General features: G+C 74.7%; 12 protein-coding genes. 6 read left to right on the top strand and 6 right to left on the bottom strand.

The features are described 5' to 3' along the window. Positions 1-39: 39 nt before the first annotated feature. Both ABT093_RS26800 and ABT093_RS26805 read left to right on the top strand, forming a co-directional pair. Complete coding sequence (locus ABT093_RS26800) at positions 40-723, top strand: bifunctional 4-hydroxy-2-oxoglutarate aldolase/2-dehydro-3-deoxy-phosphogluconate aldolase (RefSeq protein ID WP_350568814.1); 684 nt, start codon at positions 40-42, stop codon at positions 721-723. Continuing rightward, on the top strand, positions 720-1,682 hold the full coding sequence (locus ABT093_RS26805; RefSeq protein WP_350568815.1) for a sugar kinase: 963 nt from the start codon (positions 720-722) through the stop codon (positions 1,680-1,682). The genes ABT093_RS26800 and ABT093_RS26805 overlap by 4 nt, the downstream gene beginning before the upstream one ends. 39 nt (positions 1,683-1,721) lie before the next feature. Here ABT093_RS26805 and ABT093_RS26810 read toward each other — a convergent pair whose 3' ends face one another. The 4 genes from ABT093_RS26810 to ABT093_RS26825 form a co-directional block, all read right to left on the bottom strand. Continuing rightward, positions 1,722-2,501 (bottom strand): GntR family transcriptional regulator, encoded by a 780-nt coding sequence (locus tag ABT093_RS26810; protein WP_350568816.1) that lies wholly within the window; start codon positions 2,499-2,501, stop codon positions 1,722-1,724. Positions 2,502-2,608: 107 nt separating this feature from the next. Next, complete coding sequence (locus ABT093_RS26815) at positions 2,609-3,409, bottom strand: sulfite exporter TauE/SafE family protein (protein ID WP_350568817.1); 801 nt, start codon at positions 3,407-3,409, stop codon at positions 2,609-2,611. Further along, positions 3,406-4,842, bottom strand: a complete 1,437-nt coding sequence (locus tag ABT093_RS26820) for an MBL fold metallo-hydrolase (protein WP_350568818.1) — start codon at positions 4,840-4,842, stop codon at positions 3,406-3,408. Before ABT093_RS26820 ends, ABT093_RS26815 begins: the two co-directional genes overlap by 4 nt. Positions 4,843-4,920: 78 nt before the next feature. Beyond that, a complete protein-coding gene (locus tag ABT093_RS26825) occupies positions 4,921-6,123 on the bottom strand; it encodes an NAD(P)/FAD-dependent oxidoreductase (RefSeq protein ID WP_350568819.1) in 1,203 nt (400 codons plus the stop codon). A gap of 268 nt (positions 6,124-6,391) precedes the next feature. Here ABT093_RS26825 and ABT093_RS26830 point away from each other — a divergent pair, with 268 nt between their 5' ends. The 3 genes from ABT093_RS26830 (at position 6,392) to ABT093_RS26840 (ending at position 11,784) form a co-directional block, all read left to right on the top strand. Continuing rightward, positions 6,392-7,270 (top strand): universal stress protein, encoded by an 879-nt coding sequence (locus tag ABT093_RS26830; RefSeq protein WP_350568820.1) that lies wholly within the window; start codon positions 6,392-6,394, stop codon positions 7,268-7,270. A gap of 50 nt (positions 7,271-7,320) precedes the next feature. Further along, positions 7,321-7,968 carry an Rv1733c family protein gene (locus ABT093_RS26835; protein WP_350568821.1) on the top strand — a complete coding sequence of 216 codons (648 nt, stop codon included), beginning with the start codon at positions 7,321-7,323 and terminating at the stop codon, positions 7,966-7,968. A 222-nt stretch (positions 7,969-8,190) separates the two neighbouring features. Further along, positions 8,191-11,784, top strand: a complete 3,594-nt coding sequence (locus tag ABT093_RS26840) for a DUF7617 domain-containing protein (RefSeq protein WP_350568822.1) — start codon at positions 8,191-8,193, stop codon at positions 11,782-11,784. Between the two features lie 84 nt (positions 11,785-11,868). Here ABT093_RS26840 and galK read toward each other — a convergent pair whose 3' ends face one another. Further along, the gene (gene galK, locus ABT093_RS26845; protein ID WP_350568824.1) at positions 11,869-13,014 is read right to left on the bottom strand and encodes a galactokinase; all 1,146 of its coding nucleotides are present in this window, start codon (positions 13,012-13,014) and stop codon (positions 11,869-11,871) included. 202 nt (positions 13,015-13,216) lie between these two features. Here galK and galT point away from each other — a divergent pair, with 202 nt between their 5' ends. Next, a complete protein-coding gene (galT, locus tag ABT093_RS26850) occupies positions 13,217-14,323 on the top strand; it encodes a galactose-1-phosphate uridylyltransferase (protein ID WP_350568825.1) in 1,107 nt (368 codons plus the stop codon). Between the two features lie 32 nt (positions 14,324-14,355). Here the strand turns inward: galT and ABT093_RS26855 are convergent, their stop codons facing one another. Then, complete coding sequence (locus ABT093_RS26855) at positions 14,356-15,810, bottom strand: carboxylesterase/lipase family protein (RefSeq protein ID WP_350568826.1); 1,455 nt, start codon at positions 15,808-15,810, stop codon at positions 14,356-14,358. Positions 15,811-15,828: the final 18 nt, after the last annotated feature.

The raw sequence follows: 15,828 nt of genomic DNA on the forward strand, positions 1-15,828 counted from the left end.
CCACCGCCACCACCCGACCCGACCCGACAAGGCCACGCCATGAACCTCGCCGACCTGTCCGCCTCGGTGCTCGCCGTCGTCCGCGGCACCGACCCCGACGCCGCGCTCGACTGCGTGCTCGCCCTCGCCGAAGGAGGCATCTCCGGCATCGAGGTCTCGCTGACCACCCCCGACGCCCTGCGGGTGATCGAACGGGCCCGCCGCGCACTCGGCGACACCGCCCTGCTCGGCGCCGGCACCGTGCTCACCGCCGCCGACGCCGCCCGGGCGGCCGGCGCCGGCGCCCGCTTCCTCGTCACCCCGGCCGTCGTCGCCACCGGGCAATGGGACCCTTCGGCACGCGAACTGCCCGTGCTGATGGGTGCCCTGACGCCCAGCGAGATCACCACGGCGATGGCGCGAGGGGCCCTCGCCGTCAAGCTCTTCCCCGCCTCGCTCGGCGGCCCCGCCTACCTGCGCGCCCTGCGCGACCCGCTCCCCGGCGTCCCCTTCGTCCCGGTCGGCGGCGTCGGCCTCGACGAGGCCAGGGCCTACCTGGCCGCCGGGGCCGTCACCGTCGGCGTCGGCTCGCCCCTGGTCGGCGACGCCGCCCGCGGCGGGGACCTGGACGCCCTGCGCGCCCGGATCGCCCGGTGGCGCACCGCCCTCACCGAAGAGACCGCCCTCGCCGAAGAGACCGCACGCACCGAGGAGACCGCGCGCACCGAGGAGACCGCGGCATGAGCGGCGCGGTACCCCAGGTCGTCACCGTCGGCGAGACGATGGCCGCGCTGCGGGCCGACGGCCCGATCCGGCTGGGCGGAACGATGCGGCTGTCGGTGGCCGGCGCGGAGAGCAACGTCGCGATCGGCCTGGCCCGCCTGGGCCACCCGGTCGGCTGGGTCGGACGGGTCGGCGACGACGAGTTCGGCGCCCTCGTGCTGCGGACGCTGCGGGCCGAGCAGGTGGACGTCGGCTTCGCCCGCGTCGACCGGGACGGCAGGCCCACCGGTCTGCTCGCCTCCGAGACCGGCGCCCGCGATCTGGTCAAGGTCGGCTACTACCGGTCCGGTTCGGCGGGATCGGCGCTCACCGCCCAGGACGTCCTGCCGGCCCTGACCCCGGGTGTGCGCGTCCTGCACCTGACCGGCATCACCCCCGCCCTGAGCGAGGAGGCCGCCGACGCCGTCCTCGCCGCGGCCGTCCGCGCCGGGGACCTGGGCATCACCGTCTGCCTCGACGTCAACTACCGCACCCGGCTCTGGTCGGTCGCCGAGGCCCGCGCCCGCCTGCGTCCGCTCGTCCGCCGGGCCGACGTGCTGGTCGCCTCCGCCGACGAACTCCCCCTGGTGGCCGGTGCCCCCGCCCTGGACGAGCCGGAGGCGGTCGCCGAGCTGCTCACCCGGGGACCGGGCGAGGTCGTCGTCACCCGGGGTGCCGCCGGCGCCACGCTCACCACCGCCGACGGCACCGTCGACCAACCCGCCCGCCGGGTACCGGTGGTGGACGTCGTCGGCGCCGGTGACGCCTTCGTCGCCGGCTACCTCTCCGGCCTGCTCGACGGCCTCGCCCCACCGGCGCGCCTGCACCGCGCCGCCACCACGGCGGCCTTCGCCGTCGCCACCCCCGGCGACTGGGAGGGCCTCCCGACCCGCCGCGACCTGCACCTGCTCGACGCCCCCGCCGGCACCACCCTCCGCTGACCCCGCGGGAGACCGCGGGAGACCGCGGGTCCGGGCAGGTCAGGGGATGTGGACCGAGGCGCCCATGCGGTAGTCGTGGGCGGAGAAGGCGGCGCCGACGGCGAAGCGGTCGCCGCGCACGAGGGTCTGCCGCCATTCGACCAGGCGCCCGGCGGTGTCGTGGCCGAGGCGGTCGATCGCGAGCAGCGCGGTGGTCTCGGGGCACTCCAGCAGGATGCGCTCCCCCCGGCCGGGGACGACGGCGCGGATGCGCTCCCAGCCGCCGCAGATCCGGCTGCCGCAGTGGCGTTCGAGTTCGTCGTAGAGTCCGGTGTGGGTGAAGTCGACGTCCAGCAGCGGGCGGGCCACGTCGGCGGGGAGCCAGACCCGGTCGACGGCGAGCGGTTCCTCGTCGGCGAGGCGGACGCGTTCGAGGTAGACCAGCGGGGTGGACTCCTCCAGGCCCAGGCGGGCGGCGATGACGCCGTCGGCGCGCTGGTCGAGGGCGCGGACGACGCTGCGCTGGACGGCGCCGACCTCCTCGACGGCGCGGAAGAGGCTGTACGCCTCGCCGATGTCCTGTTCCAGCGGGCGGCTGGTGGTGAAGCGCGACACCTTGCCGCGCTGGGCCGTGACGAGGCCCTCCTCGCGGAGCGTGCGGAGGGCCTCGCGGACCGTGTGCCGGCTGACCGCGTACTCGGCGACGAGGTCGTGCTCGCCGGGGAAGACGTCGCGGAACTCGCCCCCGTCGAGCCGGCGCAGCAGGTCGGCGCGCAGCTGCGCCCAGAGCGGCTTGCCCGGGGTGCGGACGAGCGGACGGGGGCCGGGCTGGGAGGTCACGGCGTCTTCCCGGGGGTCAGGGGTCGGTTGGTCGGTGCGGGCCACGGAGTGAATGGTGGTCCCTTCGGGGGGACAGCACAAACCCGGGCCCGCGGGCGCCAGGGGTGTCAGACCAGCAGGTCGACCAGCATGAAGGCGGCCACCGCGAGCAGCAGGACGGCGAAGGCCCGCTGCAGGGCGGCTCCGGAGAGCCTGGCCGCCAGCCGCCGGCCGTCCCAGGCGCCGAGGACGGCGGCGCCCACGAACGGTCCGAAGACCGCCGGGTCGAGGGAGACGCCGGTGACCGTCAGGCGGGTGGCGAGGGAGACCAGCGAGTTGATGAGGACGACCACCAGGCTGGTGCCGACGGCCCTGCGCATCGGCAGGCGGAGCACGGAGACCAGGGCGGGCACCGCGAGGAAGCCGCCGCCGACGCCCAGCAGTCCGGTCACCGCGCCCAGGCCGGCGCCGGCCGCCACCGTGCCCAGCGGCCCGCCCCGGGCGGCCGGGCGCCCGGACGGACCGTCGGCGGCACCGGCGGTGCCCTCGCCGGGCACACCCCGCGCCGCCCGGGTGCCGCGCAGCATCGCCGCGGCCGCCAGGGCGGCGAGGGCGGCGAACGCGCAGGTCAGCACCGGCTGGGGGATGCGGTGGGCGAGCGCGGACATCCCGGCGGCGGGCAGCACGCCGGCGGCGGCGAACAGAAGGCCGGTGCGCCAGGCGATGGTCCCGGTGCCGCTGTGGCGGGCGAGGGCGGTGACGGAGGTCGCGGTGACGATGACCAGGCTGGTGGTCCCGGCCTCGGCGGGCGAGACGCCCAGGAGGTACACCAGGGCCGGGACCGCCAGCACTCCCCCGCCGCCGCCCAGCGCGCCGAGCGCCACGCCGACCACGGCTCCGCAGAGCAGGGCGAGGATCAGGACGCTCACGCCGTGACGCCGTCCGGGGTCCGGTCGTCCGCCGTCCCGTCGGCCGGGTGGACGACCTCGCCGTGCCACGCGGCGAAGCCGCCGCGCAGGTCGGTGGCCTCGAAGCCGCGGGCCCGCAGCACGGAGGCGGCCACCGAGGATCGGTTGCCGCTCGCGCAGATCACCGTCAACGGCCGCTCGGTCGGCAGTTCGCCGAGCCGGGCGAGCAGTTCGGGCAGCGGGAGAAGGCGGGCTCCGGGGACGGTCCCGTTGTCCCGCACCTCGCCGGGACCGCGCACGTCCAGCACCTCGAAGCCCTCCACCGCGTCGGCGAGCCGCTCCGCCAGGGCGTCGGCCTCCACCCGCGCGGTCGCGGTCAGGTACGCGGCGCCGATCGCCTCCACCGGCGTCGCCAGGGCGCCCTGGACGCGGTCGAAGCCGATCCGGGCCAGCCGGGTGCGGGCCTCCGGCGCGGCGTCCGGGTCGCCGCACAGGACGATGGCGCCCTCGGCCTCAAGCACCTGGCCGGCGAGTTCGGCGAACCGGCCGCCCAGCGGGATGTTGACCGCGCCGTGCAGGTGGGCCGCGGCGAACGCCTCCGGGTCCCGGGTGTCCAGCACGGTGGCGCCGGCCGCCCTGGCCCCGAGGAAGTCCTCCGGGGTGAGCGGGGCGACGGGGTCCTCGTGCAGCACCGGGCGGTCCTGGCGGTTGCGCACCGAGGTGAACGCGAAGTAGGCGGGCGCGGTGGGCTGGCCCTCGGTCACCACCGCGACGAACTCGTCCTCGGTCATCTCGGCCAGGGCGTAGTTGCCCCGGCGCTGGTTGCCGATGGTGCAGCTCAGCTCGGTGGAGAGGTTCTTGCCGCAGGAGGAACCGGCGCCGTGCGCCGGGTAGACGCGGGTCTCGTCGGGGAGGGTGAGCAGCGCGCGGGTGGAGTGGTAGAGGGCGCGGGCCATCTCCTCGGCGGACCGGCCCCGGGAGCTGAGCAGGTCGGGCCGGCCGACGTCGCCGATGAACAGCGTGTCCCCGGTGAGGACGCCGAACGGGACGGCGTCCTCGGCGTGTTCGCGCACGACGACGCAGATCGACTCGGGGGTGTGGCCCGGGGTGTGCCGGATCTCCAGGTCGACCTCGCCGAGGCTCAGGTGCGCGCCGTCCGCCAGGGGGTCGGTGTCGAAGTCGAGCGCGGCGGCGGAGCCGAAGGAGATCCGGGCGCCGGTGCGCTCGGCCAGCTCCAGGTGACCGGAGAGGAAGTCCGCGTGGATGTGGGTCTCGATGACCCGTTCGATGGTCAGGCCGTGGCCCTCGGCGGTGGCGAGGTACTCGTCCACGTCGCGCTGGGGGTCGACCACGACGGCCCGGCCGGTGGTGCGGTCGCCGACGAGGTACGAGGCGTGGGAGAGGCAGTCGAGGTAGAACTGCACGAAGACCAGTGGTCCGGTGTGCTCGGTCATGACGGGCTCCTGGGGGTGGGCAGGGCTGAGGGCGCCGGGTGGGCGGGGGAAGGGGGCGGGAGGGGTGTGGCGGCGGCGTCAGGCGAGCCCGCGGAGCATGAGGTTCCAGTAGAGGAACGGCAGTCCGCGCCGCTTGAGGTGCCACATGTCGGTGCGCTCGCGGATGGTGTCGATCACCGGGATCGAGGGCGTGGGCCGCCCGCTGTAGTCGAACTCGGCGAGCAGCATCTTGTTGCGGGCGGTGACCAGCGGGCAGGACGAGTAGCCGTGGTAGGCGGCCCCGGGCTCGCGGCCGGCGAGGCTCGCGAGGAGGTTCTCGACGAGCACGGGCGCCTGCTTGCGCACGGCGGCGCCGGTCTTGGAGTTCGGGGAGGACCCGGCGTCGCCGAGGGACCAGATGTTCGGGTAGCGGACGTGCCGCATGGTGTGCTTGTCGATCTCGACGTAGCCGGCCGGGTCGTCGGCGCCGGCCAGCGGGCTGCGCTTGATCCAGTCCGGGGCGCTCTGCGGCGGCACCAGGTGCGCGACGTCGTACGGCAGGGTCGTCCCCTCGCCGGTGGCCAGGTCGGTGACGACCACCTCGCGGGCGTCGGGGCGCACCTCGGTGACCTCGCTGCCGTAGTGGACCTTGATGCCGTAGCGGCGGACCACGTCGTCGAGGACGCGGGCGAACTCCGGGACGCCGAAGATGGCGGCCCCGGGGATCACCAGGTGGACGTCGATCCGGTCGAGCACGCCTTCCCTGCGCCAGTGGTCGGCGGCGAGGTAGGCGATCTTCTGCGGGGCGCCACCGCACTTGACGGCGCCGGTGGGCATGCTGAACACCGCGCTGCCCGAGCGGGTCTCGCGGATGAAGCGCCAGGTCCTGGGGGCGGTGTGCGGCAGGTAGTTGCTGGACAGGCCGTTCTCGCCGAGCCCGGCCGCCAGGCCCGGCACCCGGTCCCAGTCCAGCTGGATGCCGGGGCAGACCACGAGGTGGTCGTAGGAGACGGTGGCGCCGTCGTCCAGCGTCACCTCCTGGGCCTCGGGGTCGACGGCGACGGCGGCGCGGCGTATCCACTGCACGCCCTTCGGCATGACGGACGCCTGCGGACGGATGCTCTCCCGCAGCGGCGCCCGTCCGCCGCCGACCAGCGTCCACAGCGGCTGGTAGTAGTGGCGCTCGTTCGGGTCCAGCACGGCGATGTCCTGCTGCCCGGCCCGGCGGAGGCGGGCCGCGACCGAGATGCCCGCCGTTCCGCCGCCGATGATCACGATCCGGTGATGCTGCTTGGTCCTCAAGGGCCCTCCTCGCTAAATGTACGTACATTAAGCTAGGTCCGACCTGCATGGATATGCAAGAGGCGTCGGCCTAAATGTTCGGACATTTAGCGAGGAGAGCCCCGCCAGGGGCAGCCGCCTCGCCCCCGGTCCGCTCCCGCACCGGGACCACCGGCCCAGCGGCCGGTCCCTTCGGGCCCTTCTGCCGTCCCGCCTGCGCACGGGAGATTCGTGGTGTGCCGGACGCCGAACGGCCGGCTCGACGCCGTGACCCACGAGGGGAACCACCATGACGCGCCATGTCCTGACCGGAATCGACGGATCGCCGCAGAGCGAGGCCGCGGCGCTGTGGGCGGCCGCGGAGGCCCACCGCCGGGGCTGCGCGCTCCGGCTGCTGCACGCCTGGCCGTGGCTGGACGCCGGGGACGAGAACCGCGCACAGCCCGGTGACCTGCGGCCGAGGGCGCTGGACGCGCTGCGCGCGATCGCCGACCGGATCCGGCACGACCACCCGGACCTGCCGGTGGAGGCCGAGGTGATCTCGGACGATCCCGTCGACGGGCTGCTCTGCGCCGCGAAGGGGCAGGAGCTGCTGGTGCTCGGCTCCCGCGGGCTCGGCGGCTTCGCCGGCCTGCTGGTCGGGTCCGTGGGGCTCGCGCTGGCCGCGTCCGCGCCGATCCCGACGGTACTGGTCCGCTCCGGACAGGCCCCCGCCGAGCTGCCCGCCTCCGCCGGGGCGGCCCGGGAGGTGCTGGTCGGTCTCGACGGCCGTGAACCCGCAGAGGCCGTCGTCGGGTTCGCCGCCGCCGAGGCGGAGCTGCGCGGCTGCCGACTGCGCGTCGTGCACGGGTGGGACCCGGTGCCGATCATGCCCTTCGGAGGCCTGACGCCGCCCCTGCTGAACCCGGCCGAGCAGCAGGCCGCCGAAGCGGCCCTGATCTCCCCGGTGCTCACCGCCCTGAGGGCGAAGCACCCCGGCCTCGACATCGTCGAGGACCTCCGCCTCGGCGGCGGGGCCCAGGCCCTGCTGGACGCCTCCACCCACGCCGACCTCGTCGTCATCGGCCGGCGCGAGCGCCGTCACCCGGTGGGTCCGCGTCTCGGCCCGGTGGCCCACGCCGTCCTGCACCACTGCGGCGCCCCGGTCGCCGTGGTCCCCCACGCCTGAGCCGGCCGTCCCCCGACACCAGCCCCCGAGCAGCGACCAGGAGCGCCGTCGTGTCCAGCACCCACCGCCCCGCCCGGCCCGACGGTCCGCCGGCGCAGCCCTGCGGCCACCTGCGCCGGGCGCTCGGCCGGGAGCACAACCCGCTCGGCCGCGCCGTCGACCGGGCGCGCAGCCGGGCGGTGGTGCTCACCGTCCTCGGGATCGCGCTCGCGGCGCTGCTCGGGGCCGGGGCCGCCGTCCCCCGCTACACCGCCGAGCAGCGGGCGGCCGCGGCCACGGCCGCCCGCCTGCAGAAGGTCGACGCCGTGCTGCAGGGCCCGGTCCGCACGGTGGAGGCCGCGGTCGTCGGAGGAAGGCCCGCCTACCACGCCGACGCGGCCTGGACCCGGTCCGACGGCCGGCACCACACCGGCAGCATCGACGTCCCCCGGAACACCGGGCCCGGCGCCACCGTCGTGATCCTGGTCGACGAGGACGGCCGCCCGACCGCCGCCCCGCCGGGCACCGCCGACCTGGTGGCCGACGCGGTGTGCGTGGGCCTGTCCCTGTTCGGCCTGCTCGGCGTCCTCCTCTTCACCGGGCTGCTCGCGAGGCTGAGCGTCCTCGACCGCCGGGCCGACCGCGCCTGGACGCGGTCCTGGGCCCGCTGGGAACCGGTGTGGAGCGGCCGCGACCGGCACCCCGGTCACGACGGCTGACCGGACATCACCTCACCGCCCCACCGCCCGGGCGGCAACCCCGCGCCGACGAGCCGCCGCGCCGGAGGCGACAGGGTGAATGCGGTCCCGTTCGGGTGCATGAGCGCTAATTGTCGGATTTTCAGATCGACACGCTGGGGAGCGATTGCTCGACTGCGTGCGCCCGGTCCACGGTTTCCCGCGCGCCGCGGGATTCCGGACCGTCGATCGAAGGGAATCGTCATGAGGCGCTGTCCACCCACCAGCGGACGCGAACCGGAACACCACCGACCACGCGCGATCCGCGGCCGCCTCGCCCGGGCCGTGCTGCCCCTCCTCCTCGCGGCCACCACGGCGGCCGGCTCCTTCGCCGCCGCCCCGGTGGCGCACTCCGCGGACCGGGCCGCCCCCGCCGACGGCGGCAGCGGCCGCCAGCACGGCCGCCAGCTGCCGGTGACCCTGACGAAGACCGGTACCGACGTCGCGACCGGCAGCACGACCCAGACCACCCACGGCGACACCGTCCGCTGGGTGGTCTCCGCGACCAACCCCGACACCGTGCCCGTCAGCACCACCGTCACCGACGCGATCCAGGGCGGACCGGGCAGCTCCCCGCAGACCCAGACCTACGTCCCCGGCTCGCTCCAGGTGCCGCCCGGCTTCAGCAAGCAGTGGTCCACCGACGGCGGCGCGACCTTCGCCTCCACCGACCAGGGTGCCTCCACCAACGTCGTCCAGGCGACCAACCCGATGCTGGCGGCCCCGGCGACCGGCGCGGTGGTCCAGATCCCGCCGCCGTTCACCCCGGTCAACACGGCCACCGGCGGCGACGGCTTCACGCCGATCCTCTACACCGCCACCATCAACGGCGTCCCCACGCCCGAGATCTGGAACATCTACCACCACGGGTTCTCCAACACGGCCAGCGTGTTCTGCACCGACCTGCTCACCAACAGCCCCTGCCCGACACCGAGCGGTGCCCCCACCAGCTGGCCCCAGCCGCTGAACTCCTCGACGCCCGGCGGCACCACCGGCGACCTCGGCAGCACCCGCACCCCGACCTACGTGCAGGACGGCTCCAAGCTGTACTACGCCGCCGTCAGCCGGGTCACCTACGCGGTGATCGGCGTCGGCTGCATCGACCTCCAGGCCCAGGCCAGCTGCGGCTTCACCCCGCTCCAGACCGGCACCGGTTCGGTCATCGGCGGCGTCGTCGAGGCGCCGAACGGGCTGATCTACGCCGTCTCCGGCACCGGTGAGATCCTCTGCTACGACCCCGACGGCAACCTCTCGTGCGGGACCTTCCCCAGCGGCCTGCCCACCAACGAGGGACAGGGCGGCTTCGGCGGCGACTACGTCGGCACCATGCGGGTCATCGAGGGCAAGATCTACGTCACCAACAACCAGCTGGCCCCGCTGCCTTCGCTGATGTCCTGCTTCGACCCGGCGACGAACGCCCCGTGCACCGGCTGGCTCCTCCCCAAGGTCGTGGTCACCCCGATCGGCACCGCCCCCGCCCGGGTCGACAACGTCTTCGAGATGTACGACGCGGCCGGCACCGTCACCGGCGTCTGCACGGTGGTCGGCGGCGTCTACCTGGCGACCGTCCCGCCCGTCGGCACCGTCGTCTGCTTCAGCCTGGCCGGCACCCCGATCGCCGCGCCCCCGGGCCTGCAGACCCTGGTCAGCACCAACGTCGCCGCCGGCGAGGCCAACTACCAGGTGCCGCTGACCATCACCGCCCCCAACGGGCACCTGGAGACCGAGTTCCCGTTCTGGATCTACCAGGGCACCACGCCGACCCTCAACAGCTCCGAGTTCTGCTACGACTGGAACACCCAGGCCCCCTGCGCCCAGTACGGCACCAACGGCGTCGTCAACGGCCCGCCCAACGTCAACGGCGGCTACACCAGCCCGTACGGCTTCGCCTACGACGGCCAGTGCAAGTACAGCCTCGGCGACGTCGGCGTCCTGTTCTCGCTCGACCCGGTCACCGGCGCCTCGCCCTGCCTGAAGACCAGGGCCCAGGGCACCATCAGCCCCTCCGCGTACTACTGCGACGGGGCCACCGGGCACGTGCAGGCCTACGGAACGGTCAGCCTCCTCGGCATCGACCCGACGACCGTCGACTTCACCCAGTCCTCGGTGACCGTGCTGAACTCCGGCGGCACCACCATCGGCACCTTCCCGTTCGACCCGGCCACCGAGACGGCGGACATCTCGTCCGTCCCGATCAGTGCATCGCCGATCCAGGTGGTCGCCAACATCACCCTGATCAACGGGTCGTCCTTCACCCCCGACAACCACCCGGCGATGCAGGTGACCTTCGTCGGCGACGCGCCGCAGATCTGCTTCGAGACCACGGTGTCGGCCGACTGCTCCGTCACCTCCGTCTCCGACCAGGCCTCCGCCGTCACCAACGGCATGCCGGCCGTCACCTCCAACACCGTGACCCTGCAGGTGACCCCGGGCGCGTCGTGCGCGCCGATGCTGGCGATCAACAAGGAGGTCTGCACCTCGGCGAACGCCGCCGACTGCGGTAGCGGCGGGCCGGGCCCCTGGGCCAAGACCACCACCGTCGCCCCCGGCGCCACCGCCTACTGGCGGATCACCGTCACCAACAACGGACCCGTCGACATCACCGGCATCACCCTCACCGACGCCATCACCCCCTCCTGCGCGACGGCAGCGGGAACGTTCGACCTCGCCACCGGCGCCTCCACGCAGATCTACTGCAACCTGCCGGGGGTCACGCAGTCGACGACGAACACCGTCACCGCCTCCTTCCCCGGGCCCGGCGGGACCCCGATCACCACGCCGCCGTCCGAGGCCACCGTCGACGTCCCGTCGCTGGCCATCAACAAGGAGGTCTGCACCTCCACCAACGCCGCCGACTGCGGTAGCGGCGGCCCCGGCCCCTGGGCCAAGACCACCACCGTGGCACCGGGCGCCACCGCCTACTGGCGGATCACCGTCACCAACAACGGACCCGTCGACATCACCGGCATCACCCTCACCGACGCCATCACCCCCTCCTGCGCCACGGCCGCCGGAACGTTCGACCTCGCCACCGGCGCCTCCACGCAGATCTACTGCAACCTGCCCGGCGTCACCCAGGCGACGACGAACACGGTGACGGCCTCCTTCCCCGGACCCGGCGGCACGCCGATCACCACGCCGCCCTCCGAGGCGAGCGTCCAGGTGACCGGGACCCCCGTCCCGTCGCTGACGGTCGACAAGGAGGTCTGCCAGTCCGACAACCCCGACAACTGCGGTCCGGGCGGAGCCGGGCCGTGGGGCAAGGAGACGACCCTGCACAAGGGTGCCGACCCGTGCTTCCCGGACGAGTGCCACGCGTTCTGGCGGATCACGGTGACCAACACCGGCACGGTCGACCTGACCGGCATCACGCTGACCGACGCCCAGGAGGTCTCCTGCGAGGTGGCGGCCGGGACGTTCGACCTGGCGGCGGGGCAGACGACGACGTACTACTGCACCAGCCTGATCGCCGCGGACACCGTCAACACGGTCACCGCCTCCTACGTGCCGCCGAACTCCCCGCCGGGGACCGCGCCGGTGACCACCGCACCGTCCTCCGCGCTCGCCCGGTGCAAGCCGCCGTGCGAGAAGCAGACGTGCCACGGGAACGGCCCCGGCCACGGTCACGGTCACGGCCATGAGTACGGCCACGGCGATCCCTGGGACCACGACTGGAACCACGACTGGAACCAGGGCTGGGAACCGGGAGGGGGCTTCACCGGCTCCTCGCTGCCCGACTTCGACTGGCTCATGCCCGTCCCCGTCGAGGGGATCGGCCGACCGGCCGACTGGTTCTGATCCGGCCCTGAGGGATTGAAGGGCGGTGGCCCGGGAGGACGATCCTCCCGGGCCACCGCCCTTCGCGTCGTGCGCGCGGGCCGGTCAGGCCAGGCGGCGGGCCCCGGGCGAGGGGACGGCGGTGAAGAGCACCGGCTCCGCGTAGCCCGCCGAGCGGAAGGCCGCGCGCACCGCGTCGGAGACCGGTGCGACGTCCCCGGCCGCGACCAGGGCGATGACGGAACCGCCGAAGCCGCCGCCGGTCATCCGGGCGCCCAGCGCGCCGGCGGCGACGGCGGCCTCGACCGCGAGGTCCGTCTCGGGGCAGGAGACCCGGTAGTCGTCGCGCAGCGAGGCGTGTCCGGCCGTCAGGACCGGGCCCAGCTCGGCGATCCGGCCGCCGTCCAGGTGCTTGATCGTCTCGGCCACCCGCTGGTTCTCGGTGACCACGTGCCGCACCAGCGGGGCGAGTTCGGCGGGGAGGCGCTCCAGCGCCGCGGCGAGGCTCCCGGCCGGCAGGTCGCGCAGCGCGGCCAGGCCGAGGAGTTCGGCGGCGCGCTCGCAGCCGGCCCGCAGGGAGGCGTAGGCGCCGTCGCCGAGGTCGTGCTTGACCCGGGTGTCGATCACCAGCAGCCGGAACCCGGCCGCCTCCAGGTCGAGCGGGACGTGCCGCTGCTCCAGGGTCCGGGTGTCCAGGAACAGCGCGGCGCCGTCGGTGCAGCAGGCGGAGGCCATCTGGTCCATCACCCCGCAGGGCACGCCGACGAAGGCGTTCTCGGCCCGCTGCGCGAGCAGGGCGATCTCCGGCGCCGAGAGGCCGAGTTCGTACAGGTCGTTCAGGGCGGCGGCGGTCGCGCACTCCAGGGCGGCGGAGGAGGAGAGGCCGGCCCCGGTCGGCACGTCGCTGTCGACGAGGAGGTCGGCACCGCCGATCGCGTGCCCGGCCTCGGCGAGGGCCCAGAACACACCGGCCGGGTAGGCGGCCCAGCTCGCCACCACGCCGGGCGCCAGCCCGTCGAGCGCGAGGTCGGTGATGGTGCCGTCGCCCTGGGCGCTGTAGAGGCGGATCCGGCGGTCCTCTCGGCGGCGGGCGGTGACCCGGGTAGCGTGCGGGAGGGCGATCGGCAGTACGAAGCCGTCGTTGTAGTCGGTGTGCTCACCGATCAGGTTCACCCGGCCGGGCGCGGCCCACACGCCACTCGGCCGGGCCCCGTGCACGGCCTCGAAGTCGGTGGCGGCCTGGTCGATCATCTGCTTCAGCTCCTGTGCATCGCGCGCTAATCCGACATAATCAAACATGATTGGAGGCCGCGGTCAATACCGGCGGCGGCACCAGGCCGAAGGGTCGGGTGCGGCGGCCCTCGGCGCACACCCGACAGAACCGGCACTTGTTGATAAACGATCGCTTATGTTTGAATCTGTCGACAATCCCCTTCTTGCAAGGAGCACGGCGGTGCACAAGACCGCGACCACGCTGGCCGACGGCCGTGAACTCTTCTACTACGACCGGACGCCCGGCCAGGTGCGCGACGCCCGGGACGAGCGCCCCCTGGAACGCCCCGCGAGCCTCTCCGAGGTCCGGCTGGACCCGGTGCTCGGCGAATGGGTGACGGTCGCCGCCCACCGCCAGCAGCGGACCTACCAGCCGCCCGCCGACGCGTGCCCGCTCTGCCCCTCCCGGGAGGGGCGGCCCAGCGAGGTCCCGGCCGCCGACTACGAGGTGGTGGTGTTCGAGAACCGCTTCCCCTCGCTCTCCCCCGACTCGGCCGCGCACGTCGCGACCCACGACGACGACCCCCTGCGCACCGTGCGGCCCGGTACCGGCCGCTGCGAGGTGGTCTGCTTCGCCCCCGACCACCACGCCTCCTTCGCCGACCTGGACGAGGCCGGGGCCCGCCTGGTCCTGGACGCCTGGACCGACCGCACGGCCGCGCTGTCCGCCCTGCCCGACGTCCGGCAGGTGTACTGCTTCGAGAACCGCGGCGCCGAGATCGGCGTCACGCTGGCCCACCCGCACGGGCAGATCTACGCCTTCCCGTTCGTCCCCTCACGCACCGCCCGGATGATCTCCCGGGCCGCGGCGCACCGGGCGAGCACCGGGCGGAACCTCTTCGAGGACCTGCTCGCCGCCGAACGGGCCACCCCCGAGCGGCTGGTGCTCCAGGGCGAGCACTGGACGGCCTTCGTCCCGTTCGCCGCCCGCTGGCCGTACGAGGTGCACCTCTACCCCAACCGCCGGGTCCGCGACCTCACCGCGCTGAACGAGGCCGAGCGCGCCGAGTTCCCCGGCCTCTACCTCGACCTGCTGCGCCGCTTCGACCGGCTCTTCCCCGCCCCCGAGGGCCAGGCGCCGAACCGCACCCCGTACATCGCCGCCTGGCACCAGGCCCCCGAGGACGGCGGCGGGGAACTCGCGCTGCACCTGGAGCTGTTCACCGTCCGGCGCGCCCCCGGCAAGCTCAAGCACCTGGCGGGCGTGGAGTCCGGGCTCGACGCCTTCGTCACCGACGTGAGCCCGGAGACCGCCGCCGAGCGGCTCCGCGCCGCCGCCCCGCACTGACCCGCGGCCCGGGGACGGCGGCCGAGACACCGTCAGGCGAGCCAGATCTCCCGGACGGCGCGCAGCGGGTCGTGCTCCACCCGGGGGTCGGCGTGCCAGCGCATCGTGGCGCGGCCGTCCCCGTACGGGGGCCAGGCGGCGCCCGGGTCGAGGTCGCGGACGAAGGCGACCCAGGCCCCGTGCACGGCGTCGGCCAGCGTCTGCGGCGGCGCCGCGCCGAGGGCCGCCTCGACGCCCTCGGCATGCAGCAGGTCGAAGGCGAAGGGCAGGTCGATGCAGTGGTAGGCCTGGCCGGCGCGGCCGGGGGCGGTTCCGGACCAGTCGAACTGGTAGAGCCAGGTCGGCCGTTGACGCTCCGCCCGGGCCTCGGCGAGGGCCACGGCGGGGGCGCGGAACAGCCAGTCGGTGATCGCGTCGCCGCCGGCGGCGCCCGGGTGCTCGGCGAGGAAGCGCGCCGCGCCGTGCTCGTCCAGGCCCAGCGCGCCGAGCAGGCCGCGCAGCTCGTCCTCGTCCTCGGTCCCGTCGGCGCCGTCCTCCGCGGGTGCGGCGAACTCGTGGGCGGTGAAGCCGAGCAGCAGCGGCACCTGCGCGTCCGGCAGCGCCTCCGGCACCGGCCGCGGCACCAGGTCGCCGTCCGCGAAGGGGGCGAGGACGAGGGCCGACAGGGCGTCCCCGTCCGGGTCGGCCTCGCCGAGCGCGTCCTGGAGTTCGAGCAGGCGCTCGTCGCTCAGCCCGCGCAGGGCCTCCGCCGTGGCGGGCACGCCGGTGCGGGCGGTGAGGGTCCGGCCGACGGCCTCGGCGGTCGCGCGGTCCTGCGGGCGCATCACCGCGCCGGAGACGGAGATCGCGGCGCGGAACAGTCCCCGGGCCGACGGGGTGGCGAGCAGGGTCTGGACGGCGCCGCCGCCCGCGGACTGCCCGGCGACGGTGACCTTGGCCGGGTCGCCGCCGAAGGAGGCGATGTTGTCGCGGACCCACTCCAGCGCGGCGATCCAGTCCCGCACGCCCCGGTTGTCCGGGGCGTCCGGCAGGTGCAGGAAGCCCTCGATGCCGAGCCGGTAGCCGATCGAGACGAGCACCACGCCGTCCCGGTTGAAGGCGGCGCCGTCGTACCAGGGGCTGGCCGAGCTGCCCGCGACGTAGCCGCCGCCGTGGATCCAGACCAGGACCGGCAGGCCGGCGTCCGGGGTGGGGACGGGGGTGAAGACGTTGAGGTTGAGGACGGACTCGCCCGGGACGGTCGGCTCCGGGATGGTGGTGACCTCACCGAACGGGCGGCGCTGCGCGGTCGGTCCGTAGGCGGTCGCGTCGAGCACCTCGGTCCACGGCCTCGGTGCCACCGGCGCGGCGAACCGCAGCTCGCCGACCGGGGGCTGGGCGTAGGGGATGCCGAGGAAGCGGACACCGCCGTCGGTGCGGCGCTCCCCGCGCACCGGGCCCCGGGTGGTGGGGACGACCGGGTGGTCCTGCGGTGCTGTGCTGGTCATGCGGTGCTCTCCAGTGGG

The organism is Kitasatospora sp. NPDC002551, from assembly GCF_040296005.1.
Classification (GTDB): domain Bacteria; phylum Actinomycetota; class Actinomycetes; order Streptomycetales; family Streptomycetaceae; genus Kitasatospora.